Here is a 22,019-nt window from a genome sequence, read left to right on the forward strand (position 1 = left end):
AAACCTCAAGCACGGTTGAGGTCAAGGGCACCGCGGTTCGTGCAGTTTTCACACCGCGGCGGTGAGCCAGTGGCGGCCGGCGTCGAGGTGGCGTTCGAAGCGCAGGCCCGCGCCGGCCAGGGCGGCGTGCAGGTCGGCGCGGCTCAGCCGGCGGGTGGCGAACCGGTGCGACCAGACGCCGCCTTCCGGGAGCGTGACGCCTTCCGGGAGGGTGCCAGAAGGCGGGACCGTGCCGTCCTCGAGGCGGTACGTGCAGATCGCCTGCAGCACGGTGCCGTCGTGGGACAGCGGGGTGTCGGTCACCTCGATGCGGCCGATGCGGCCGGTGACGGGGCGCATGTCGGCGAACACCCGGTCGAACCAGGCCGGCGGCAGCCACTGGATCAGGACCCGGCCGTCCGCCGCGAGGTGCCGGCGGCACGCGGCGAGGAGCCGGCCGCGCAGCCGGTCGTCGGGGGTGTTGAGGAGGTGACTTGCCAGCAGTACCGCTGGAAACCGCCGATCGAGGTCGAGTGTCTCGATGTCGGCGAGGACGGTGCCGAGGAGCCCCGCCGGGCCGCGCACGTGGGCGAGCATGTCGGCGGAGTTGTCGACGGCGGTGACCGGGTGACCGAGGTCGATCAGCGGGTGGGTGAGCCGGCCGGCGCCGCAGCCGAGCTCGAGGATCTCCGCGCCGGGCGGGATCGCCGCGTGGATGAGCGCGGGTTCACCGGTCGGCGGGAGCAGCGGGTACAGGTCGACGGGGCAGCCGTCTCTGGTCACCGCACCGTCCACGGACCCACGGTCCCACAGTTCGGGTGACTTCGTGGGGTCGCAGGCCAGTGGATGGCGCCCGGCACGCATGGACGCGCCGCCCGTGGGCAGGAGCACAGCGTGGAAGGACAGTTCACGAACGATCTCGCGTTCTGCGTCAACGGGCACACGCACGAGCTGCGCGTCGACAACCGGGCGACCCTGCTCGACGTGCTCCGCGAACAGCTGGCCCTACCGGGTACCAAGAAGGGCTGTGACCACGGGCAGTGCGGCGCGTGCACGGTCCTGCTCGACGGCCGGCGGTTGAACAGCTGCTTGGTCCTCGCGGTCACCTGCCAGGACGCCGCGGTCACGACCGTCGAGGGGCTCAGCAGCCGCACCACGATCCAGACCGCGATACCACCGCATGAGCAGCCGTCGCTGCATCCGATGCAGGAGGCGTTCGTCGCCCACGACGCGTTGCAGTGCGGCTTCTGCACGCCGGGGCAGATCTGCTCCGCCGTCGGCATGCTGGACGAGGCCACCGTCGAGGGAGCCAAGCTCGACGAGCACGAGATCCGTGAGCGGATGTCCGGCAACCTGTGCCGCTGCGGCGCGTACGTCAACATCGTGGCGGCCATCGAAGAAGTAGCGGCCCAGCAGTCGATGGCACAGCAGTCGGTGGCAGCGCAGTGAAGCCGTTCGCGTATCAGCGGGTCGAGGCGGCGGACTCGGCGGTCGCCACCGTCGCCCGTTCCGGGGCGGCGTTCCTGGCCGGCGGCACGAACATCGTCGACCTGATGAAGCTCGGCGTCACCGCACCCGAGCTGCTGGTCGACGTGACCGGCTTGCCGCTGCGGGAGATCGAGGCGCTGCCGGACGGCGGGATGCGGGTCGGGGCGCTCACGGCGAACAGTGACCTCGCCGCCGATCCGGTGCTGCGGACCAGGTTCCCCGCGGTGGCGCTCGCGCTGCTGTCGGGGGCGTCGGCGCAGCTGCGCAACCGGGCGACGATCGGCGGGAACCTGTTGCAGCGCACCCGGTGCCGGTACTTCGTCGACGTCACGAAGTCGTGCAACAAGCGGCGCCCGGGCGCCGGCTGCGCCGCCCTGAACGGCGAGCACCGCGACCTGGCGGTGCTGGGCACGGGTGTGGGCACTGCGCAGCAACCGCAGTGCATCGCGACGAACCCGTCGGACCTGGCGGTCGCGCTCGCCCTCGTGGACGCGCGGGTGGAGCTGCTGACCGCGGACGGGGCGGCGAGCATGAGCGTGCACGAGTTCTTCCGGCTGCCCGGCGACCGGCCCGAGCGGGACACGAACCTGCCGCCGGGTGCGTTGATCACCGCCGTGGTCCTGCCGGCGACTCCGATCGCGCGGACGTCGACGTACCGGAAGGTGCGGGACCGTTCGTCGTTCGCGTTCGCCGCGGGGTCGGTCGCGGCCGCGCTCGACGTGCGCGACGGGATGGTGCAGGACGTGCGGCTGGCGTACGGGGCGGTGGCGCACCGGCCGTGGCGGGCGTACGTGGCGGAGCGGACGCTGCGGGGCAAGCCGGCGACGGTCGACAACTTCGAACAGGCCGCGGACGAGGAGCTCGCCGCGGCGAAACCGTTGCGGGACAACGCATACAAGGTGCCACTGATCCGCAACCTGACGGTCGGCGTCCTGCGGGGGATGACGGAGGCCAGCTGGTGACCAGCACCCACACCCAGTCACAGACCCAGCAGCCACAAACCCAGCAGCCACAAACCCAGCAACCCAGCGTCGGGGTCGCCAGCCCGCGGCTCGAGGCGTGGGAGAAGGTGACGGGGCGGGCGCCGTACGCGGTCGACCATCCGGTGCCCGGTGCCGCGCACGCGTGGGTGGTCCAGTCGACGGTGGCCCGCGGGGTCGTCGTCGACGTCGACACGTCGCGGGCCCTGGCCGAGGACGGGGTCCTCGGGGTGCTCTGGCACGGCAACGCGCCGCGCCTCGAACCGATCGGCGACCCGGAGCTGATGGCGCTGCAGTCGCCGCGGATCGCGTACCGCGGGCAGATCGTCGCGGTGGTCGTGGCGACGTCGCCGGAGGCCGCGCGGGCCGGGGCCGAGCTGGTGCGGGTCCGGGAGAACGGCACCACCGCCGACACCGTCCTGCGGATCGACCATCCGGCGCTGTACCAGCCGGTGCAGGTCAACGGCGGCTACCCGGCGCGGTCCGCGATCGGCGACGTCGACGCCGGGCTCGCCGCCGCCGCGGTGCGGATCGACGCGACGTACCGCACGCCGGCCGAGCACCACTGCGCGATGGAGCCGCACGCGTCGACCGCGTTCTGGGAGCGCGGCTGCCTCGTCGTCTTCGACGGGACGCAGGCGTCCACGTGGGCGCGCGACGCGCTCGCCGGCATGTTCGAGCTGCCGGCGCAGTCGGTCCGGGTCATCAACGAGCACGTCGGCGGCGGGTTCGGCAGCAAGGCCTCGGCCAAGGTGAACGTGGTCGTCGCGGCGATGGCGGCGCGCCTCGTCGGCCGGCCGGTGAAGCTGGCGCTCACCCGGCAGCAGCTGTTCGCGATCGCCGGCTACCGGACACCGACGATCCAGCGGGTCCGGCTCGGCGCGACCGCGAACGGCCGGCTCATCGCGATCGGGCACGACGCGGTCAGCCAGACGTCACAGCTGAACGAGTTCGTCGAGCAGAGCGCGGTGCTGTCCCGGCACATGTACGCGGCCCCGCACCGCCTCACGACGCACCGGGTCGTGGCCCTCGACGTGCCGACGCCGGTGTGGATGCGGGCGCCCGGGGAGTGCCCCGGGTCGTTCGCCCTCGAGTCCGCGATCGACGAGCTGGCGTTCGCCGGGAACTGGGATCCGGTGCGGCTGCGGATCGACAACGAGCCGCCCGTACACCCGGAGGAGCAGATCCCGTTCTCCAGCCGGCACCTGGTCGAGTGCCTGCGCGACGGCGCGGAACGGTTCGGCTGGACCGACGCGTCCGGCCGGGTCCTGCGCGACCCGCGGACGGCGGTGCGCCGCGACGGGGAGTGGCTGGTCGGCACCGGGGTGGCGGCCTCGACGTATCCGACGCTGACGTGGCCGTCGACGGCCCTGGCCAGGGCGACCGCCGACCACCGGTTCGACGTGGAGGTCAACGCCGCCGACATCGGTACCGGTGCGCGCACCGTCCTGCGCCAGATCGCCGCCGACGCCCTCGACGTGCCGCTGCCACACGTGGCGATCACCGTCGGCGACTCGGCGATCGGGCCGGCCACCGTCGCGGGCGGTTCGATGGGGACCGCGTCGTGGGGCTGGGCGGTGACGAAGGCGTGCCGGCTGCTGCGGGAGCAGATCGAACGCGACCACGGCGGCCGGGTGCCCGCCGGCGGCGTCGCCGTCCGCGCCGACACGGACCTGGAGATCCGCGACCAGCAGCAGGACGCATACTCGCGGCACGCGTACGGGGCCCAGTTCTGCCAGGTGCGCGTGTCGACGGTGACGGGTGAGGTACGGGTCGACCGCCTGCTGGGCGTGTTCGCCGCCGGGCGGATCGTGAACCCGACGACGGCCCGGTCGCAGCTGCTCGGCGGGATGACGATGGGCCTGTCGGCGGCGCTGCTGGAGCGTTCCGTGCTCGACCCGCGCACCGGCGACTTCGTGACCGGCGACCTGGCCGCGTACCACGTGGCGGTCAATGCGGACGTGCCGCGGATCGAGGTCGCGTGGCTGGACGAGCACGACCCGCACCTCAACCCGATGGGCGTGAAGGGCATCGGCGAGATCGGCATCGTCGGCACGGCGGCCGCCGTCGCGAACGCGGTCCACCACGCGACCGGCATCCGCGTCCGCGAGCTCCCGATCGGCCTGGAGCAGATGATCGCCAAGCGCAGATCTTCCTGACAGAAGCGCGAGCTAATGCGTATTAGTAACTGACGCGAACGGGTAACGAAACCTCTCCCACGGCTTGACGGGCCAGCGGGCTCCGGCGCACGATTCGTGCCCAGAGCTTGCTGATACGCATTAGCCAAGGAGATCCCCGTGGGACGTCGAGTCACGCAGCGCGACATCGCGCGGATGACCGGCGTCAGCCAGGCGACCGTCTCCGTGGTCCTGAACGACAGCGGGGCGGTCCGGATCGCCCAGGAGACGCGGCAGCGGGTGCTCGACGCGATCCGCGCCACCGGCTACGTCGCCGACGTCGTCGGGCGGCGCCTCGCCGACCGCAGCAACCGGATCCTCGGCGTGTTCACCTACGAGCCGGTGTTCCCCAGCGCGACCGCCGACTTCTACCACCCGTTCCTGGTCGGCATCGAGCAGCGGGCCGAGCAGCTCGGCTGCGACCTGCTGCTGTTCACCTCCGGCCCGCACCGGATGCGGCTCGCCGACGGCTGCATCGTGCTGGGCCGCTCGATCGGCCGGGACGAGCTGGCCCGGCTCGTCGCGGAGCACCACCCGTTCGTCAGCGTCGGGCGCCGCGACTCCCCCGACGTGCCCTACGTCGGCGCGGACTACGGCGCCGCCACGGCCGCCCTGGTCGCGGCGGCGGTCGGGCTCGGGCACCGGCGCCTGGCGTACGTGGGCACCGGCGGCCCCGCCGAGTCGCACCTGGACCGGCTGCGTGGCTTCGCCGACGCGTGCCTGGCCGCCGGCGTGTTCGCGACCCATGAGCCACGCCGGGACGACACTCTCACCGACGCGGTCCGCCGGGTCCTCGCCGCCGGTGTCACCGGGATCTTCCTCGAAGAGCCCGCGGACGCGGCCGAGCTGATCGCGGTGCTCCTCGCGCACGGCCGGGACGTGCCCGGCGACGTGTCCGTCGTGGTGCTCGGCGAGCCGACCCGGGCGGGCGCCACGCCCCCGCCGGTCGAGGTGACCCGGTTCCGCACCCCGCGCCGCGAGATGGGCTGGCAGGCGGTCGACCACCTCACCGAGATCGTCAACGGCACCGCACCCAGGCAGACGTTGCTCGCCTGCGAGCTCGTGCCCGGTGAAACCCTGAGAAGCGCAAGCGCAAGCAAGGAGAGCACGTGAAGGAATTGGCGGCGGACGTCCTCGTCGTGGGCGGCGGACTCGGCGGGGTGGCGGCGGCACTGGCCGCGCTGCGGGCCGGGCGGACGGTCGTGCTCACCGAGGAGTACGACTGGCTCGGCGGCCAGCTCACCAGCCAGGCCGTGCCGCCGGACGAGCACAGTTGGGTCGAGCAGTTCGGCGTGACCGCGAGCTACCGGGCGCTGCGCGACGGGATCCGCGAGTACTACCGGCGCTACTACCCGCTCACCGACGCCGCCCGGCGCTGGACGCACCTGAACCCGGGCGCCGGTGGCGTCAGCCGGCTGTGCCACGAGCCCGCCGTCGCGAAGGCGGTCCTGGAGGCGATGCTGCAGCCGTACCGTGGCGCCGGCCGCCTCACCGTCCTGCAGCCGTGGATCGCGACGAGCGCCGAGACCGACGGCGACCGGGTCACCGCGGTCACCGGGCGGCACCGCGACGGCGACGGGACGACCACGATCACGGCGCGGTACGTGCTGGACGCGACCGAGACCGGCGAGCTGCTGCCGCTGACGGGCACCGAGTACGTGACCGGGTTCGAGTCGCAGGACGACACCGGCGAGCCGAGCGCCCCGCCGGTCGCGCAGCCGGGCAACATGCAGGCCGTCTCCGTGTGCTTCGCGATCGATCACGTCGACGGCGACCACACGATCGACCGGCCCAACGCGTACGGGTTCTGGCGCGCGTACACGCCGCCGTTCTGGGGCGGCCCGCTGCTGTCGTGGCGGTCCCCGCACCCGCGGACCCTGGAGGTCTCGGAGCGCAGCTTCACCCCGAACCCCGACGACAACCCGGTCGGTGTCGTCGCCGACCAGCGACTCAACCCGGGCGACGCGAACCTGTGGACGTTCCGGCGGATCGCGGCCAGGAACCTGTTCACGCCCGGCGCGTACGCCAGCGACATCACGCTCGTCAACTGGCCGATGATCGACTACTTCGAGTCGCCGGTCATCGACGTACCCGACGCCGGGGAGCACCTGGCGCGGGCCCGTGAGCTGTCCCTGTCGGTGCTGTACTGGCTGCAGACCGAGGCGCCCCGCCCCGACGGCGGCACCGGCTGGCCCGGCCTGCGCCTGCGCGGCGACGTGACCGGCACGGGACCGGGCACGGGACCCGGCACCGGGAGCGGCCTGGCGCAGGCGCCGTACATCCGCGAGTCGCGGCGCATCCTCGCCGACTACACCGTCGTGGAGCAGGACCTGTCCTACGCCGTGCGCGGCGACAAGGGCAGCGTCACGTACTCCGACTCGGTCGGTGTCGGCATGTACCGCATCGACCTGCACCCGTCCACGGGCGGCGACACGTACATCGACGTGCCGTCCAGCCCGTTTCAGATCCCGCTCGGCGCGCTGCTGCCCCGCCGGGTCGAGAACCTCCTGCCGGCGGCGAAGAACCTGGGCACCACCCACATCACCAACGGCTGCTACCGGCTGCACCCCGTCGAGTGGAACATCGGCGAGGCCGCCGGCGCCCTCGCGGCGTTCTGCCTGGACGAGACCGACCGCGGCCGGCGCACCACCCCCCGCGCCGTCCGCGACGACCCCGCCCGGCTCGCCGCGTTCCAGTCCCGCCTGACCGCCGACGGCGTCGAGCTCGCCTGGCCCGACGTCACCGGCTACTGACACCCCCAACACCCTGACCCCCCCCGACACCTGCAGGAGATTCCGATGCGACTGAAAACAGCGCTAGCAGTGGCTACCGCCGCGCTGCTCGGCCTGACCGCGTGCGGCTCAGGCGACGACGAGGCCCCGAAGGACACCGGACCGGTCTCGCTGCGCATGACGATCTGGACCGCCAACGAGGCCCACCTGAAGCTGTTCAACGAGATCGCCGGCGAGTACAAGGCGGCGCACCCGAACGTCACCGAGATCAAGTTCGACTCGCTGCCGTTCGACACGTACACCACCGCGCTCACCACCCAGATCGCCGGCGGGAACCAGCCCGACCTCGCCTGGATCCTGGAGAACTCCGCGCCCGACTTCGTCTCCTCCGGCGCGCTGGTACCCCTCGACGACACGCTGAAGAAGACGCCCGGGTACCAGTACGAGGACCTCGGCGCGAGCCCGATGAAGCTCTGGCAGCAGCAGGGGAAGCTGTACGCGTACCCGTTCTCGACCTCGCCGTTCGGGGTGTTCGTCAACAATGACCTCGTGAAGAAGGCCGGGAAGCCCACTCCCGCGGAGCTCATCGCGGCCGGGAACTGGACCTGGGACACCGCGCTGCAGACCGCGTCCGCCGTCAACGCGGCGACCGGCAAGGCCGGCCTCGTCGTGCGGGACTTCGACTACAAGTCGTGGCAGAACCTGGCCAGCTTCTGGGGCGGCTGGGGCGCGCAGGCGTGGAGCGCCGACGGCAAGACCTGCGGGTTCGACCAGCCCGAGATGGTCGATGCGATGACCACGCTGCACAAGGCGATCTTCACCGACAAGGCCCTGCCAGGCCCCGGTGTCAGCGCCGACTTCTTCGCCGGCGACGCCGCCATGACGATCACCCAGATCAGCCGGGCGTCGCTGCTGAAGAACCAGTTCGGCTGGGACCTGGTGCCGCTGCCGAAGGGCAAGGTCGGCGACTACGCGGTGTTCGGCCAGGCCGGCATCGGGGTGTTCAAGAAGGGCAAGCACGCCGCCGCGGCGCAGGAGTTCCTCGCCTTCATGACCAGCCCCGCGAACTCGGCGAAGCTCGCCGCGTACTTCCCGCCGCCGCGTACCTCGCAGCAGACCGCGGAGACCCTCGCCAAGACCAACCCGCTGCTCAAGCCCGACCAGCTGCAGAAGGTCGTCGTCGACGGCATCACCAAGGGCGCGGTCGGCCCCAGCCACGCCGGGTTCGCCGAGCTGTCGCAGACCGTCCGCGCCAGCCTCGACCCGCTGTGGCAGCCGCAGGCAGACGTCAAGGCGGTGCTGTCCGGCGTGTGCGCGAAGATCGCCCCGCAACTGGCGAAGCAGTGAGCTGAACATCTGTGAAGCTGAAATCCAGAACTGCGGACCGGCTGGCCGGGTGGCTGTTCATCGCCCCCCAGCTGGCCGGCTCGGCCGTCTTCGTCTTCGCGCCGCTGTGCATGGTGCTCTGGTACAGCCTGCACGAGTGGAACGTGCTCGCCGACAGCTTCGAGTTCGTCGGCACCGACAACTACCAGGCGCTGCTGGACGACCCGTCGCTGCCGTCGGTGCTGCGGGCGACCGGGATCTTCTCCGTCGGGCTCGTCGTGTTCAACCTCAGCCTGGCGCTGCTGCTCGCGGTGCTGCTCAACCAGCGGCTGCGGGGGCTCACGGTGTACCGGACGCTGTTCTTCTCCCCGGTCGTCGTGTCGCTCGTCGCCTGGACGATCGTGTGGGGTTTCCTGCTGCAGTCCAACGGCGGCATCAACGGCCTGCTGCACGCCGTCGGCATCGAGGGCCCGAACTGGCTGCGGACCGGCCCGACCGCGATGGTGTCCGTGATCGCGGTGCAGGTGTTCAAGAACGTCGGGCTCAACATGGTGCTGTTCCTCGCCGCGTTGCAGGGTGTACCGGGTGAGCTCTACGAGGCGGCGCAGCTGGACGGCGCGACGGCGTGGGACCGGTTCCGGCGCATCACCGTACCGATGATCAGCCCCACGATCCTGCTCACGTCGATCATCACGGTGGTCGGGTCGCTGCAGGTGTTCGCGCAGATCGCCGTGCTCACCCAGGGCGGCCCCGGCACCTCGACGACCGTGCTCGTCTACTACCTCTACCAGCAGGCGTTCCAGTTCCATCACTTCGGCTACGGCTCGACCCTGGCCATCCTGCTGTTCCTCATCGTGCTCGCCCTGACCCTCGTCCAGTGGCAGCTGCGCCGGAAGTGGGTCGTCCATGAGCAGTAGAGGCAAAGTCTTCGTGTACGGGCTGCTGTCGGTGCTCTGCGTGCCGTTCGTGTTCCCGACCTGGTGGATGGTCACGTCGTCGTTCAAGCCGACGAGCGAGATCTTCGCGTACCCGCCGAAGCTGCTGCCCTCCGAATGGCACTTCGACGCGTACCGCAAGGTGTTCGAGCTGCAGCCGTTCGCGGAGCAGTACTGGAACAGCCTGTACATCGCCGCGATCGTCACCGTCGGCACCATGGCGGTCGCGTCCCTCGCCGGGTACGCGTTCGCCCGGATCCGCTTCCCCGGGCAGAACGTGCTGTTCGTGGTGGTGCTCACCGGCCTGCTCATCCCGAGCGAGGTGACGATCGTGCCGCTGTTCCAGCTGTTCAACCGCTTCGACATGATCGACACGCATTGGCCGCTGATCCTGGTGCCGATCTTCGGCGCGCCGAGTGTCCTGGCGACGTTCATCATGCGGCAGTTCTTCGTGACCCTGCCGAAGGAGCTGGAGGAGGCGGCCCGCGTCGACGGGCTCGGCCGGTTCGCCACGTTCCGGCGCATCGCCCTGCCCCTGGCCCGCCCGGCGCTCGGGGCGGTCGGCATCTTCACGTTCCTCAACAGCTGGAACCTGTTCCTGGAGCCGGTGGTGTACCTGTCGAGCAAGGACAAGTTCACGTTGCCGCAGGCGCTGACGCAGTACGTCGACGCGTACGGCGGCCCCATGTGGGACGTGCAGCTCGCCGCCGCCTCGCTGACCGCGCTGCCCGTCCTCGTCGTGTTCGTGATCGCGCAGCGCCAGTTCGTGGAAGGCCTGGCCCATACGGGCCTCAAAGGCTGAGCCCACACGGGCCTCAAAGGGTGATACACCTTCGACCGTGAGCAGACGAGTCACGCAGCGGGACATCGCGCGGATGACGGGAGTGAGCCAGGCGACAGTGTCGCTGGTGCTCAACAACCGCAGCGGTGACGACGTGCGGATCGCGCCCGAGACCCGGCAGCGGGTCCTCGACGCGATCCGCACCACCGGTTACGTCGCCGATCCCGTCGCCCGGCGGCTCGTGTCGGGGCGGAACCGGATCCTGGGCGTGTTCACGTACGAGCCGGTGTTCCCCAGCACCGCGGCCGACTTCTACCACCCGTTCCTGGTCGGCATCGAGCAGCGGGCCGAGCAGCTCGGCTGCGACCTGCTGCTGTTCACGTCGAGCTCGCAGGTGTCCGGCGCAGGAGGCGCTGGCGGCGGCGCAGATGGTGGCGCTGGCGGGCGCAAGATCTTCCACGCGGACAGCAGGATCGGGATCGCGGACGGCACGATCCTGCTCGGCCGGCGGGTCGACCGCGACGACCTGGTCCGGCTCGTCGGTGAAGGGCACGCGTTCGTGTCCGTCGGCCGGCGGGACGACGCGGGCGGCCCGGTCCCCTACGTCGGCGCCGACTACCCGGCCGCGGTCGCGGCGCTGGTCGAGCGGGCCCACGAGCTCGGCCACACCCGCATCGGGTACCTCGGCAGCGGCGGGCCCGCCGAGTCGCACGCCGACCGGCTCCGCGGCTTCCAGGCGGCCGGCGGCACCGTCCACCTGCCGCCCCACAACCAGCAGCCGCCCCACAACCAGCAGCCGCCCCACAACCAGCTGCCGCTGCACGGCTGGCTCGACGCGATCGAGCGGGAGCGGCTTACCGCGGTGCTCCTGGAGGAGTACGCGGACGCGGCGGCGCTGCTCGCGGCGGCCCGCGCGCGGGGCTGGTCGGTGCCCGGAGACCTGTCGATGGCGGCCCTCGGCGAGCCGAGCGGCGCCGGGCCTCTCGACGAGACGATCACCAGGGTGCGGATCCCGCGCCGGGAAATGGGCTGGCAGGCAGTGGAGCAGCTGACCGCCGCGATCGAGGGAGTCGCTGTGGCCGGCGCTGTAGCGGGTGCCGCTGGCGGCACTGTCGTGCAGCGGCTGCTGCCCTGCGCTATCCACGCCGGCCAGACCCTCGTTTCCCGGCGATGATTGCGACGAGCCGCGACCCTGCTGGGCCGCGGCTCGATCGCGTTTTCCCCGGAATGCGTCACTGCATCGACCGGCTTCTCAACTCGTGGTAATTCGGTGCGGGTGGCTGCGTGAGCCGGCGTGCGGGTTGACCGTGTTTAGCGGCCGGCCTCGGCGTGGTAGCGGTCCACCACGTCCTGCTTGATCCGGCCCCGGTCGGAAACGTCGATCCCCTTGGCCTGCGCCCATTCCCGAATGGCACGGTTCTGGTCGCGGTCGCCGCGGGTGACGCCCCGGCCGCGCACGTCGCGCCCGCGCACGGTGCTGACCACGCCACCACGCCCGATCTTCGTCGCGGCGGCGACGAAGGGGGCGACGGCGTCGCGCAGCTTTGCTGCGTTGGAGGCGGACAGGTCGATCTCGTACTGCACGCCGTCGAGCGCGAACACGATGCTCTCGGCAGCGGGTTTGCCGTCGATGTCGTCGATCAGCTCGTGGATGACGCGCTTTGCCATGAGTGGCCTTTCTTTCAGGTGCTGCCAATGCGCCGCATCATCGACACGGCGTCGCATCATTCGGACACGAACCAAGATACTCAGCGGGATACTACGCCCTGATACCGGGCGAGATTACTCCCACCGTACCGTTCTCGCGCACCTGGCGCTGAATCAGTGCGTCACGAAACGCAGACAACATGAAACGCGCACAATCGGTTAAGGCGGCAACGCAGATCCGGCGCAGATCACACGGCTCGCACCGATCACCCGGCCCGGATGTCCTTGGCTCATCCTCGACAGCAGCATGATCGCTGTCGTGAAGTCAGGCGAGCATCCGCAGCGAGAGCAGCAACGCCGCACCGACGACGAGAAGCAGACCGCCGACGGAGACGATCCGCACCAGCCACGAGCCGTCCCGAACGAGGCGGGTCCAGCGCAGCAACTGCCGACGGGTGAACGCCAGCAGCCGCCGGGCCCAGTGGAACTCCATGGCCAGGATCGCCAGGCCACCCAGGATGACGACCCAGCCGGGCCCCGGCAGCGGCAGCAGCACCACGCCGACGGCGATGACCAGGGTGCCCACGACCGCGACCACGATCTTCACACCGAAGCGGCCGATCCTGGTCGCATAGAGCCGTTCGCGCCAACTCAAGAGCCGAGCCCCAATACCCGTGCCAATACCCGCTCCCCGGCCCCGCTGCGACGCAGCGACACGCCGCAAGTCACCCGGTGGGGAGCCAAGCGGTCCGGTATCAGGCGTAACGCCCGACCCGTCCGCCTCACTGTCGCGCAATTTCCGTTCCCATCACTGGATAACCCGTCACTCCCACGAACCACTGGACGTTACCCGAATGAATTGACGTACGACCCACACGTCACGTCAAGGACCCCGGTCACGCTCTGAAAACCGGACATCGCGCGCACGTTGTTCGGTTGACGGCAAATCGGGCCCAGAAACACTACAGAGTGAGATCGCAGAATCACTACGCGTAACACTGGGAATCGCCTCAACATAAGAGAGGCGGGGCACGGCATGCTCCGCAGCGGTGCCGGGGGGAGTACGACATGAGCGCTATCCGACCATCGACCGTCGAGGTCGAGACATCCCTACGACTCGTCGCGCCCGACGCGACTGCATTGCCGGTGCGAGCCAGCTTGCGATACGACCCGAACGACCCGTACGCGGTCCACGTCCTCTTCCACGCCGAATCGGCAGGGGGCGAGCCGGTCAGCTGGTCCTTCGCCCGTGAACTGCTGTTCACCGGCCTGGACGAGCCCGCGGGCATCGGCGACGTGCGGGTCTGGCCGTGGAACGGTCCACGCGGCGACTTCGTCGCACTGGCCCTGTCCTCACCGGACGGCAACGCGCTGTTCGAGGTTCCACGCAGCGTGCTGGTGCGTTTCCTGCGCCGGACCTACAGTGTCGTGCCGCGCGGGCACGAGACCGACCACCTGGACGTCGACAACGCGGTGAACCGGCTGCTCGCCGGCCGCTGACCCGAGCCGCTCAGGAATCAGTACTGCGAACAGCACCACGGGACCGCGTCATCCGGGCGCCACACCGACGACCACCCTCCGCGAGCAGCCCGCCAGCTGCCGAGGGCACGGTCGAAGGGTGGCGCCCGACGTTTACACACAGCACCGTTTCAAGCAGTGCCGTGCGGCGGGGCGCCGGTACCGCTGAAGCGGACGTTGCCCCACGGGTCGACCTCGAGCAGGCGGGCCGGCACCGGGTCGGCCGGCGCGCAGCGCAGTCGCACGTCGCGGCGGCCGGCCCGCACCAGCGCCGGCAGCAGTTCCGAAGACACCGCCGCGTCGCCGCGCATCCGGCCGCCCCAGTGGTAGCGGCCGTCGAGCGGCTCGAAGTGCCCGCTCAGGTGCAGTTCGACGGCGTGGGCGGCGCCGTCGACGAGCAGCTCGGCCTTGACCGGTTGCGGTTCCTCAGGCATGGTACTGATGAGTACCAAGTCCGGCCGGAGCCGTCAAGGAGCCGCACATGCCGCCCACAGCCACAGCCGCAACCACGGCCACAGCGCAGGCCCAGGACCGCGAGGCCACCGCGGCGCGGCTGCTGAAGATCTCCGCCGGCAACTCCTATGACCCGGACGTCGACATCGACTGGCGGGCGCCGCTGGACCCGGAGCGCATGTTCGCGCCCGAGCACCGGCTGTCGCTGTACGGCACTCCCCTGTGGGACGGGCTCACCCCGCAACAGCGCATCGAGCTGTCCAAGCACGAGGTGGCCAGCATCGCCAGCGTCGGCATCTGGTTCGAGATGCTGCTCATGCGGCTGCTGCTGCGGCACATCAGCGACCAGGACCCGCGCACCGGCCACGTGCAGTACGCGCTGACCGAGGTCGGCGACGAATGCCGGCACTCCATCATGTTCGCGAGGATGATCGAGGCGTTCGGCACGCCCGCGTACCGGCCGGCGCCCATGGAGCGCGCGCTCGGCAAGTACCTCGGCGCGACCGCCGGCGGGGTGCAGACGTTCGCCGCGGCGCTCATCGCCGAGGAGATCCTCGACGCCCTGCAGCGCGAGGCGATGGCCGACGACAGCCTCCAGCCCCTGGTCCGGATGGTGTCGCGGATTCACGTCGTGGAGGAGGCGAGGCACATCCGCTTCGCCCGCGACGAACTTGCCCGGCAGGTCGCGGCGAGCCGCCGCTCGACCGGCGCCCGGGGCTGGGCCGGCCGGGCGTCCCTCGCGTACTCGCGGCTCATGATCGGCCGGGCCGCGTGGACGGTCACCCACTCCCTGATCCACCCGGGCGCGTATGCGGCGGTCGGGCTCGACCCGGTCGCGGCGCGGGCGGCGGCCTGGCGCAACCCCGTGTTCCGGGAGACGCTGCGCTGGTCGGCGGAGCGGGTCACGGCATACCTGCAGGAGCTCGGGCTCGTCGAGGGTCCGGCCAGGCGACTTTGGCGCGCGTCGGCGCTGATCTAGGTCCCCGAGGGCCGCGGCACTACTGTGAGCCCATGAAGTGGGTATTGGTGATCGTCGGCGCGCTGCTGGTCCTGTCCGGCGTGGTCTGGACGCTCCAAGGGCTGAACCTGGTCGGCGGCAGCTCGATGAGTGGCAACACGATCTGGGCGGTCATCGGCCCGATCACCGCGATCGTCGGCGCCGTGCTCTTCCTGCGGGGCGTGCGCAAGCGCTGAGAAAAGATGCAAGCGCTGACCCGCACGGGTTGGGAGATTCAGATCACGGGACGACGCGTGCCGGGCGCGCTACTGTCGAGTGAGTCGGTGTGCTGTGTGTCCCCGGGCCTCACCACACTGCCTTCACGGAATACCGTTCGGCTGGAGCCGTGATGCGCCTATCGCCGCGAGGCGACCTGGCACACCGACCTTAACTTTTTGGGCTGAGCTCAGCTCAACACCGCGTAGACCACGACATTGTCGCGGTAGGAGTGGCGGGCGGCGTCGAAGTCGCCGCCGCAGGTGATGAGCCGCAGCTCCGGCAGCGGCGTCGGGCCGTAGACCTTGGCGCTGGGGAACTTCGCCTTCGCGTAATGCTCGCGGGCCGTCACCGTGAAGGTGAGCCACGCGCCGCCGCGCTGCACCTCGACCCGGTCGCCGGTCTTGAGCTCATGCAGCTTGTAGAAGACCGCCGGGCCGGTGCGGGAGTCGACGTGCCCGGCCAGGACCGCGGGGCCCGGGTCGCCGGGTGCGGTGCCGCCGGCGAACCAGCCGGCTTCCTCGTACACCTTGGGGCTCTGCAACTGCCCGGCCGGGTCGATCGTGAGCGACTCCAGGCTGGTGTCGACCCCCAGCGACGTGATCCGCAGCCGGGTGGGCGCCGCGTCCTGCGCCGACGAATCCGGCGAGTCGGGCGCGAAGTTCAGGTCGATGCGGTGCGGGACGATCCAGGTCGACTCGCCGGCGTCGATGTCGACGCGGCGGCCGACGAGCGTCGCCGCGCCGACGTACACCGGCGCGGCGAGGGCGAGCACGCACGCGATCAGCGTCAGGGTCCGCCGCCGGCCAGGATTCAGGCGAAACGCGCGATGCCTGACGACCTGACCGGCGGACCTGACCATATCCTCAGCCTACGAGTGCTCAGCCTACGAGCCGGCAGCTCACGACGGCTGCGCCGTGACCCGGCGGCCCGTTCGAGCCGCAGCACGGCGGCGCAGGAGCAGCCCGCCGCCGGCGGCCAGCAGCACCAGCAGCCCGGCGAGGACCGCGACGGTCTGCCAGACGCCGAAGCCATTGCCGTCGAGGTTCGCGGTGCCGCCACCACCGGTGTCGACACCGCCGGCCGGCACGCCGTTGCTGGTCGCGTCGGTGCGCAGCTGGGCGGTGAGGCCGCTCTTGCCGTCCAGGACGATCAGCGAGTACACGCTGCCGGCCTTGAGCGGCGCGGTGACCGTGGTCGCGGCGGTGGTGACGCTCGGCGGGGTCAGCCGCAGCGTCCACTTGCCCGGGTCGACCAGCTGGTAGTCGGTGGTGGTGGCGAACTGGACGTTGCCGGCGATCTTCGCGCCGTTGGCGATCGACACGTCAAGGGTGGGCTGTTTCACCGACGCCTGCACCACACGGACCTTGGCCTTGCTCGGGTCCGGCAGCGCCAGGTCGTCGGGGATGACCCGCAGGCCGAGGTCGGTGAACTTGCCGACGCCGGCGACCGTGTACGCCTTGCCCTCCACGACCGTCGCCTGGGTGCTCAGCACCGGTGGGCTGTCGGCGGCGGCACCGGGCAGCCGCATCGCTACCGCGTAGGTGCCGGGCGCGAGAGGCAGGTACTTCGACACCACGCCGTAGCCGACCGCGTCGAACTTCTGCGTCGCCATCGAGCCGTTGACCGAGCTCAGGTAGACGTCGACGGCGGGGGTGTCGGGCGAAAGGTGGGCGAGGCGGACGTAGCCGACCCCGGCCGCAGCGGCCGGGGAGGCGCCGATGAGCGAGACGCCGAGGCCCAGCAGCGCCGCAGCGGCGAGCACCCCAGCTCGTCGCAGGGAGGCAGCGATCACGTTGATAGTCCCTTGCTCGAATGACACGTTCGAGATGCGGGTGGAACGCACCCGCGCGAAGGGGAAAATTGAGTAATCCGCCCGGGCACCATAAGCACTGACCGATGTGCACGATGCCGAACGGCGCGCCGAAACGCAACCGCTGGACGGTCTTTTTCCACTACCGAGCGGTATACCGATCGGTAGTGATCACTACAGCGACTATGGGGCCGGCGACGAGGGCCAGCGATTACCGGGGGCTGCCGAAGTCCTGGGTCCAGATCGGGGTTTTGCCCTGGTATGCCAGGCCGACGCCGAGGTCCTTCAGTCCGCAGTTCAGGATGTTGGCGCGGTGCCCGGAGCTGTTCATCCAGGCGTTCATGACGTCGGCCGGCGTGCGCTGGCCCTTCGCGATGTTCTCCGCCGCGCCGGACCACTTGTATCCCGCGTTCGTGATGCGGGTGGCGAAGCTGGTGCCGTCCTGCGACGTGTGCGAGAAGTAGTTGTTGGTGGCCATGTCCTGCGAGTGCTTCCGCGCCGCGGTGGTGAGCTTCGCGTTGTACGCAAGAGGCTTGCAGCCGGCCTTCGCCCGCTCGGTGTTGACGATCGTGAGGACCTGCTGCTCGTAGGAGGCGTTGCCGGCGGCCGGGGCGGTCGTCTTCGGCTTCGCCGGCGGCGTGGTCTGCGCCTTCGTCGGCGTCGCGCTGGTCGGGGCGGCGGTGCTCGGCTCGGCGGACGCGGCGGCGCCCTCCACGCCGCCGGCGGCGGACGGGTCACCGCCGGACGGGTCGCCGGCGTTCGCCGGTTCGCCGGTCGTGTCGCCCGCGACGGAGGTGCGGGCGGCGTCGCCGGTGTCACCGTTGTTGCCGAGCAGCACGGCACCGCCGAACGCGGCCGCGCCGACGACGAGCAGGGCGGCGACGCCGACCCCGACGACGATCACGGCGAGCCGGGTGCCCCGGCGGTGGCGGGGTTCGTGCCCATCTGTGCCGGGTTCCTCACCGTAGACCGGCTCTTCGCGATACGCGTCGTATGGGCCGTACGCGGACACCAGCTGCCTCCTGAGGCACAGACGACTACAACCGCACCGAGCCTATGAGCCCGGCCGCCGCCTTTCCCAACCAAGGACGCCGATTTCACGACGATCTAAGCGAAACTTATGCCTCGGCGTCCGGTGTCCCGTCCGCCGTGCCGGGTCGTAGCAGGGCGGTCACCGCGCGGCGCAGCACCGCGGTCGCGCCCGGCACGTCGAGGTGCAGCTCGTCGCGCAGCATCGACCACGCCGCGAACGTCGTGGCCACCGTCAGCGCGTGCAGGGTCTGCTCGCGTGCGCCGGCACCGGCCTCGCCCGCCTCACCCACTCGGTCCAGCTCGTCGGCGAAGAGTTTCTCCAGCTCCTCGCGGGCGTTCGTCACGTACCAGGTCCGGTTGTGCCGCAGCGCGGCCGAGAACGGCTCCCGCAGCCGGGCCGCCCGGGCCGCCGGGGCGATGAGTTCGAGCAGCCGGGCGCGCTGCTCGCAGTACACCTCGATCCGCTGCGGCAACGGCAGCTCCTGCGGGACGGGGCGGTGCTCGGCGAGCTGGCGCTCCATCAGCCGGGCGCCGGCCGCGGCGAAGAGCCGCTCCATGTCCTTGAAGTTCGTCCACAGCGCCCGCAGGGAAACCCCGGCGCGCTCCGCGATCCGCTCCGCGGTCGGTTTGAGGTCGCCCTCCTCCAGCAGCGCGAGGTGGGCGTCGACGATGGCCCGCCGGGTCCGCTCGGCCCGCAGCGTGCGCCCGTCGATCCGCCGCTGCCCGACCGCCGACTCACTCATGACGGGCCTCACTGTTCATGACGCATCAGCCTACGTGTGTACGGTGAGGTGCGTGGCACTGCGCACCGTGCATGAACTCGACATCGATCTCCCGGTCATCGACTCCGGAGAGCTCGAGCCGGTCAGCGCGCCGTGGGGCGGCAACCTCAACGACGCGCACGTGCAGACCGGCCGCGCCATCCGCACCACCCTCATCGACGCCCGTTTGCGCCGCTCCCACCTGGAGAACCTCGACCTCAACGGGGTCGTGTGGGAGGACGTGACGGTCACCGGTTGCCGCTTCGAGAAGGTCGACTTCACCGCGGCGCGGCTCACCGGCCTGACCTTCGAACGGGTCCACTTCGTCAACTGCAAGCTCACCTGGGCGCACCTGGCCGAGTCCCGCCTCGGCGACGTGCTCTTCGAGGGGTGCCGCCTGGACGCCGCCACCCTCGACGACATCACCACGATCGGCCCGACCGGTTTCGTCGGTTGCGTCCTGGTCAACACCGTCTTCCGCGACTGTGTCCTGCCGCACGCGGCGATGTCCGGGTGCCGGTTGCGGCAGATGTCGTTCGAGAGCTGCGACCTGCGCGGCGCCGACCTGCGCGGCAACCAGCTGTCGGAGGTCAGCGGCGTGAGCAGCCTGCGCGGCGTGACGATCGAGCCGGCGCAGCTGCCGGGGCTCACCGACGCGGTGATGCGGGACCTCGGCGTGATCGTCCGCGGGCCGAAGGGTTGACCCGCCAGCGGGGGCGGCGGCGCTGCGGGTAGGCGGGCTCGTCGACGCACACCGCCTGCATGCTCTCGGCGGGCAGGCCCGCCGAGAGCCCCGGCCCGCCCGTGAGCAGGTCGCGCGGGTCGGCGTCGACCGCACCCTCCACGGTGGCGAAGGCGGCGATCCGGTCCATCCCGGCGGCGACCTGCGACCACGACCGGATCGCCGGTGACGGGGCGGCGAGCCGCAGCTCCCCGCCCCGCTGCCAGGCGAGCTCGGCGACCCTGACGAGCAGGGCCGCGCCGGCGGTGTCGCACACCGTCACCTGGGAGACGTCCAGGACCAGGCGCGGCTCCGCCAGCACGAGACAGCCGGCGAGGACCGGTTCGACGGTCTCGACGGTCCCTTCCACGAGCAACCCGTGCAGGGCAAGCACCACGGCGTTCATCGGTTCCGACGGTACCGGCACGCCCCGACCCCAGCGTCTCCTTCGGTCGGATGACCCCGCCCCGTCCGTTGGTGCGCGGTAATTGTCTGACAGTTCAGGCGCGCAGGTCAGGCCCGCATAGCGTCGAGGGCCTTCTTCAAGGCCTTCGGCTGCGACGGGGTCGTCGGCGCGTCCGGGCGCAGCTGCTGCATCCGGGCGCCGATCTCCTGCAGCTGGTTGCGGCCGAGGCCCTCGCGGACCTTCGGGAACCAGTCCTTCTCTTCCTCGTCGATGTGGTGCGTGACGGTCTCGATGAGGACGGTGACCTTGGCGTTGAAGCGCTCGTCGTCCGGGGTCATCGCGGCGAGCTCCATGCACAGCACGTCGGCGACGTGATGCTCCTCGTACGACTCGAGGATGTCGTCTTCGAGGTCGGGCAGGAGTCGGCGGACCTCCGGGTACATGACCTCGTTCTCGAGGTATGTGTGCACGGTCAGCTCGGACAGGATCTGCTTGACGATCCGCTCCTTCGCCTGCGCCGGACCGTCTTCGGCGGCCTGGAACTCCTTGAACAGCCGTTTGACGTTCTTGTGGTCTTCCTTCAGCACGACAATGGCGTCGGTGGACATCGAGTCTCCTCACGGGCGGGTCTTGACAGCCATCCCAGTACCCGCCCGCGAGCTGGGCAAACGACTATCGGCGGGTGCTCAGTACCATGCCGGAGCCGTGGTCGAGCTCGACGCTGACGAGGTTCGGGTGCTCGACCAGGGTCCGGCGGACCCCGTCCTGGCGGACCTTGAAGTCCTCGGGCCAGTCCTCGGCGGGGCGCATGTCGTCGACGGCGAGGATGCCCCGCGGCCGGAGCGCGGCGATCGTCAGGTCGAGCCCTTCGACCTTGCCACCCGGCGCGTCGGCGAAGATCAGGTCGAACGCGCCGGCTGCACTGGACAGGAGGGTGGTGGATAGGAAGCTCAGGGCGTCGGCGACCCGCAGGTCCACAAAGGACGGCCACGCCTCCGTCGCCGCGACCGCGGCCGTGGCGGGGTCGAGCTCGATCGAGGTGACGGTCACGTCGGTGCGTTCGCCGAGCCCGCGGACCAGCCAGGCGACGCCGACCCCGGCGCCGGTGCCGAGCTCGAGGATGTTGCCGCCCGGGCGCACGGCCGCGGCAAGGGTCGCGAGGAGCTGCCCGACGGGGCGCTCGCAGGACATGGGGAAGCCGCTGCTCTCGGCACGGGCGTAGGCGGCATCGACGAGATCCATGCGGCGACCCTATCGAGCCGGTTCGAAGCGCACCGACCCTACGCGAGGGTGCCGGGTGGCGCGTGCGAAGCTGACCTCCGTGAAGTCACCGCGGATCCTCACCCTCGCCGCCCTGCTGGCCCTCGCGGCACCGCCGGTCCTCGCCGGCTGCGGCTCCGACACCCCGTCGACGGGCAATGACCGCGCGAAGGACGGCAACTCGCAGACGGCCACCAACACGTTCGAGGTCAAGGACGACGTCAGCGTGGTCGAGGTCGACAGCGCCGGCGGCGCGATCTCGGTGAAGGTCGGCTCCGGCCCGACGATCAAGGTGACCGAGGTCTCGACGTTCAAGGCCGACAAGCCGGGCCGCAAGCAGAGCGTCGACGGCGGTGAGCTGGTCCTGGCGTCGACCGGCTGCGCGAGCGGTGACTGCTCGATCGCGTACACGGTGGAGATCCCCTCCACGTTGAGCGTGCGCCTGGACAGCGCCGGCGGCGCGATCTCGCTGTCCGGGCTGACCGGCATCATCGACGTGTCCTCCGACGGCGGCGCGCTGTCCGGCGCCGGCCTCGCCCCGCCGGAGCTGACCGCCCGCACCGGCGGCGGCGCGGTGGACCTGGCCGTGACGCAGGCCCCGGACCGGGTCGACATCGACAGCGGCGGCGGCAACGTGGCGCTGAAGCTGACGAAGGACGGCTACGCCCTCGACGTGGAGCTCGACGGCGGCCAGCAGTCCGGCACCGTGAAGTCCGAGGCCACCGCGCTGCACAAGGTGCACGTGGTCACCGGCGGCGGCAACCTGAGCTTCAGTCAGTAAGCAGGCTCACTCAGTA

The 22,019-nt window shown here is 70.9% G+C and carries 25 protein-coding genes; 14 read left to right on the top strand and 11 right to left on the bottom strand.

The window, feature by feature from the left end; genetic code table 11:
• Positions 1–48: 48 nt before the first annotated feature.
• On the bottom strand, positions 49–762 hold the full coding sequence (locus tag AB0K00_RS07605; protein WP_363516954.1) for a class I SAM-dependent methyltransferase: 714 nt from the start codon (positions 760–762) through the stop codon (positions 49–51).
• 111 nt (positions 763–873) lie between these two features.
• On the opposite strand from AB0K00_RS07605, the gene AB0K00_RS07610 reads away from it, so the two are divergent.
• From AB0K00_RS07610 to AB0K00_RS07650, 9 genes are all read left to right on the top strand, one after another.
• Entirely contained in the window at positions 874–1,428 is a 555-nt protein-coding gene (locus tag AB0K00_RS07610) for a 2Fe-2S iron-sulfur cluster-binding protein (protein WP_363516957.1), read from the top strand.
• Positions 1,425–2,429: a xanthine dehydrogenase family protein subunit M gene (locus AB0K00_RS07615; protein ID WP_363516960.1), complete on the top strand. Its 1,005-nt coding sequence runs from the start codon at positions 1,425–1,427 to the stop codon at positions 2,427–2,429. Before AB0K00_RS07610 ends, AB0K00_RS07615 begins: the two co-directional genes overlap by 4 nt.
• Entirely contained in the window at positions 2,426–4,606 is a 2,181-nt protein-coding gene (locus AB0K00_RS07620) for a xanthine dehydrogenase family protein molybdopterin-binding subunit (protein ID WP_363516963.1), read from the top strand. The genes AB0K00_RS07615 and AB0K00_RS07620 overlap by 4 nt, the downstream gene beginning before the upstream one ends.
• A gap of 138 nt (positions 4,607–4,744) precedes the next feature.
• Positions 4,745–5,737, top strand: coding sequence for a LacI family DNA-binding transcriptional regulator (locus AB0K00_RS07625; RefSeq protein ID WP_363516966.1), 993 nt, complete (start codon positions 4,745–4,747; stop codon positions 5,735–5,737).
• Positions 5,734–7,377, top strand: coding sequence for an FAD-dependent oxidoreductase (locus AB0K00_RS07630; RefSeq protein WP_363516969.1), 1,644 nt, complete (start codon positions 5,734–5,736; stop codon positions 7,375–7,377). The genes AB0K00_RS07625 and AB0K00_RS07630 overlap by 4 nt, the downstream gene beginning before the upstream one ends.
• Positions 7,378–7,422: 45 nt before the next feature.
• A complete protein-coding gene (locus tag AB0K00_RS07635) occupies positions 7,423–8,703 on the top strand; it encodes a sugar ABC transporter substrate-binding protein (RefSeq protein ID WP_363516972.1) in 1,281 nt (426 codons plus the stop codon).
• An 11-nt stretch (positions 8,704–8,714) separates the two neighbouring features.
• Positions 8,715–9,599: a sugar ABC transporter permease gene (locus AB0K00_RS07640; RefSeq protein WP_363516975.1), complete on the top strand. Its 885-nt coding sequence runs from the start codon at positions 8,715–8,717 to the stop codon at positions 9,597–9,599.
• Positions 9,589–10,419 carry a carbohydrate ABC transporter permease gene (locus AB0K00_RS07645; protein ID WP_363516978.1) on the top strand — a complete coding sequence of 277 codons (831 nt, stop codon included), beginning with the start codon at positions 9,589–9,591 and terminating at the stop codon, positions 10,417–10,419. The genes AB0K00_RS07640 and AB0K00_RS07645 overlap by 11 nt, the downstream gene beginning before the upstream one ends.
• 37 nt (positions 10,420–10,456) lie before the next feature.
• On the top strand, positions 10,457–11,572 hold the full coding sequence (locus AB0K00_RS07650; RefSeq protein WP_363516980.1) for a LacI family DNA-binding transcriptional regulator: 1,116 nt from the start codon (positions 10,457–10,459) through the stop codon (positions 11,570–11,572).
• 137 nt (positions 11,573–11,709) lie between these two features.
• Here the strand turns inward: AB0K00_RS07650 and AB0K00_RS07655 are convergent, their stop codons facing one another.
• Both AB0K00_RS07655 and AB0K00_RS07660 read right to left on the bottom strand, forming a co-directional pair.
• Positions 11,710–12,066, bottom strand: coding sequence for an Lsr2 family protein (locus tag AB0K00_RS07655; protein ID WP_203852988.1), 357 nt, complete (start codon positions 12,064–12,066; stop codon positions 11,710–11,712).
• A gap of 304 nt (positions 12,067–12,370) precedes the next feature.
• Positions 12,371–12,700: a TIGR02611 family protein gene (locus AB0K00_RS07660; RefSeq protein WP_363516983.1), complete on the bottom strand. Its 330-nt coding sequence runs from the start codon at positions 12,698–12,700 to the stop codon at positions 12,371–12,373.
• Positions 12,701–13,113: 413 nt separating this feature from the next.
• Between AB0K00_RS07660 and AB0K00_RS07665 the strand changes: the two genes are divergently transcribed.
• Entirely contained in the window at positions 13,114–13,545 is a 432-nt protein-coding gene (locus AB0K00_RS07665; protein WP_033356715.1) for an SsgA family sporulation/cell division regulator, read from the top strand.
• Between the two features lie 149 nt (positions 13,546–13,694).
• On the opposite strand, the gene AB0K00_RS07670 is transcribed toward AB0K00_RS07665, so the two are convergent.
• Complete coding sequence (locus AB0K00_RS07670) at positions 13,695–13,997, bottom strand: DUF4873 domain-containing protein (protein ID WP_363516986.1); 303 nt, start codon at positions 13,995–13,997, stop codon at positions 13,695–13,697.
• Between the two features lie 47 nt (positions 13,998–14,044).
• Between AB0K00_RS07670 and AB0K00_RS07675 the strand changes: the two genes are divergently transcribed.
• Positions 14,045–14,995, top strand: a complete 951-nt coding sequence (locus tag AB0K00_RS07675; RefSeq protein ID WP_363516989.1) for a diiron oxygenase — start codon at positions 14,045–14,047, stop codon at positions 14,993–14,995.
• Positions 14,996–15,027: 32 nt separating this feature from the next.
• Complete coding sequence (locus AB0K00_RS07680) at positions 15,028–15,210, top strand: hypothetical protein (protein ID WP_363516992.1); 183 nt, start codon at positions 15,028–15,030, stop codon at positions 15,208–15,210.
• A 209-nt stretch (positions 15,211–15,419) separates the two neighbouring features.
• Here AB0K00_RS07680 and AB0K00_RS07685 read toward each other — a convergent pair whose 3' ends face one another.
• From AB0K00_RS07685 to AB0K00_RS07700, 4 genes are all read right to left on the bottom strand, one after another.
• Positions 15,420–16,091, bottom strand: coding sequence for a class F sortase (locus tag AB0K00_RS07685; RefSeq protein ID WP_363516995.1), 672 nt, complete (start codon positions 16,089–16,091; stop codon positions 15,420–15,422).
• Between the two features lie 39 nt (positions 16,092–16,130).
• A complete protein-coding gene (locus AB0K00_RS07690) occupies positions 16,131–17,024 on the bottom strand; it encodes a DUF4397 domain-containing protein (protein WP_363516997.1) in 894 nt (297 codons plus the stop codon).
• Between the two features lie 229 nt (positions 17,025–17,253).
• Positions 17,254–18,054, bottom strand: a complete 801-nt coding sequence (locus AB0K00_RS07695; RefSeq protein WP_363517000.1) for a CAP domain-containing protein — start codon at positions 18,052–18,054, stop codon at positions 17,254–17,256.
• Positions 18,055–18,160: 106 nt separating this feature from the next.
• Entirely contained in the window at positions 18,161–18,817 is a 657-nt protein-coding gene (locus tag AB0K00_RS07700) for a TetR/AcrR family transcriptional regulator (protein WP_363517003.1), read from the bottom strand.
• A 52-nt stretch (positions 18,818–18,869) separates the two neighbouring features.
• Between AB0K00_RS07700 and AB0K00_RS07705 the strand changes: the two genes are divergently transcribed.
• Positions 18,870–19,538, top strand: coding sequence for a pentapeptide repeat-containing protein (locus AB0K00_RS07705; RefSeq protein ID WP_363517006.1), 669 nt, complete (start codon positions 18,870–18,872; stop codon positions 19,536–19,538).
• Here the strand turns inward: AB0K00_RS07705 and AB0K00_RS07710 are convergent.
• The 3 genes from AB0K00_RS07710 to AB0K00_RS07720 all read right to left on the bottom strand — a co-directional run bounded on the left by AB0K00_RS07710 (position 19,483) and on the right by AB0K00_RS07720 (position 21,204).
• Positions 19,483–19,962: an STAS domain-containing protein gene (locus AB0K00_RS07710; protein WP_363517008.1), complete on the bottom strand. Its 480-nt coding sequence runs from the start codon at positions 19,960–19,962 to the stop codon at positions 19,483–19,485. The genes AB0K00_RS07705 and AB0K00_RS07710 overlap by 56 nt on opposite strands.
• A gap of 107 nt (positions 19,963–20,069) precedes the next feature.
• A complete protein-coding gene (locus AB0K00_RS07715; protein WP_363517011.1) occupies positions 20,070–20,570 on the bottom strand; it encodes a hemerythrin domain-containing protein in 501 nt (166 codons plus the stop codon).
• A gap of 64 nt (positions 20,571–20,634) precedes the next feature.
• The gene (locus AB0K00_RS07720; RefSeq protein ID WP_363517014.1) at positions 20,635–21,204 is read right to left on the bottom strand and encodes a class I SAM-dependent methyltransferase; all 570 of its coding nucleotides are present in this window, start codon (positions 21,202–21,204) and stop codon (positions 20,635–20,637) included.
• 79 nt (positions 21,205–21,283) lie between these two features.
• Here AB0K00_RS07720 and AB0K00_RS07725 point away from each other — a divergent pair, with 79 nt between their 5' ends.
• Positions 21,284–22,003: a hypothetical protein gene (locus AB0K00_RS07725; protein ID WP_363517017.1), complete on the top strand. Its 720-nt coding sequence runs from the start codon at positions 21,284–21,286 to the stop codon at positions 22,001–22,003.
• Positions 22,004–22,019 lie beyond the last annotated feature (16 nt).

Origin of the sequence: Dactylosporangium sp. NPDC049525 (genome assembly GCF_040676755.1) — a bacterium.
Lineage (GTDB): Bacteria > Actinomycetota > Actinomycetes > Mycobacteriales > Micromonosporaceae > Dactylosporangium.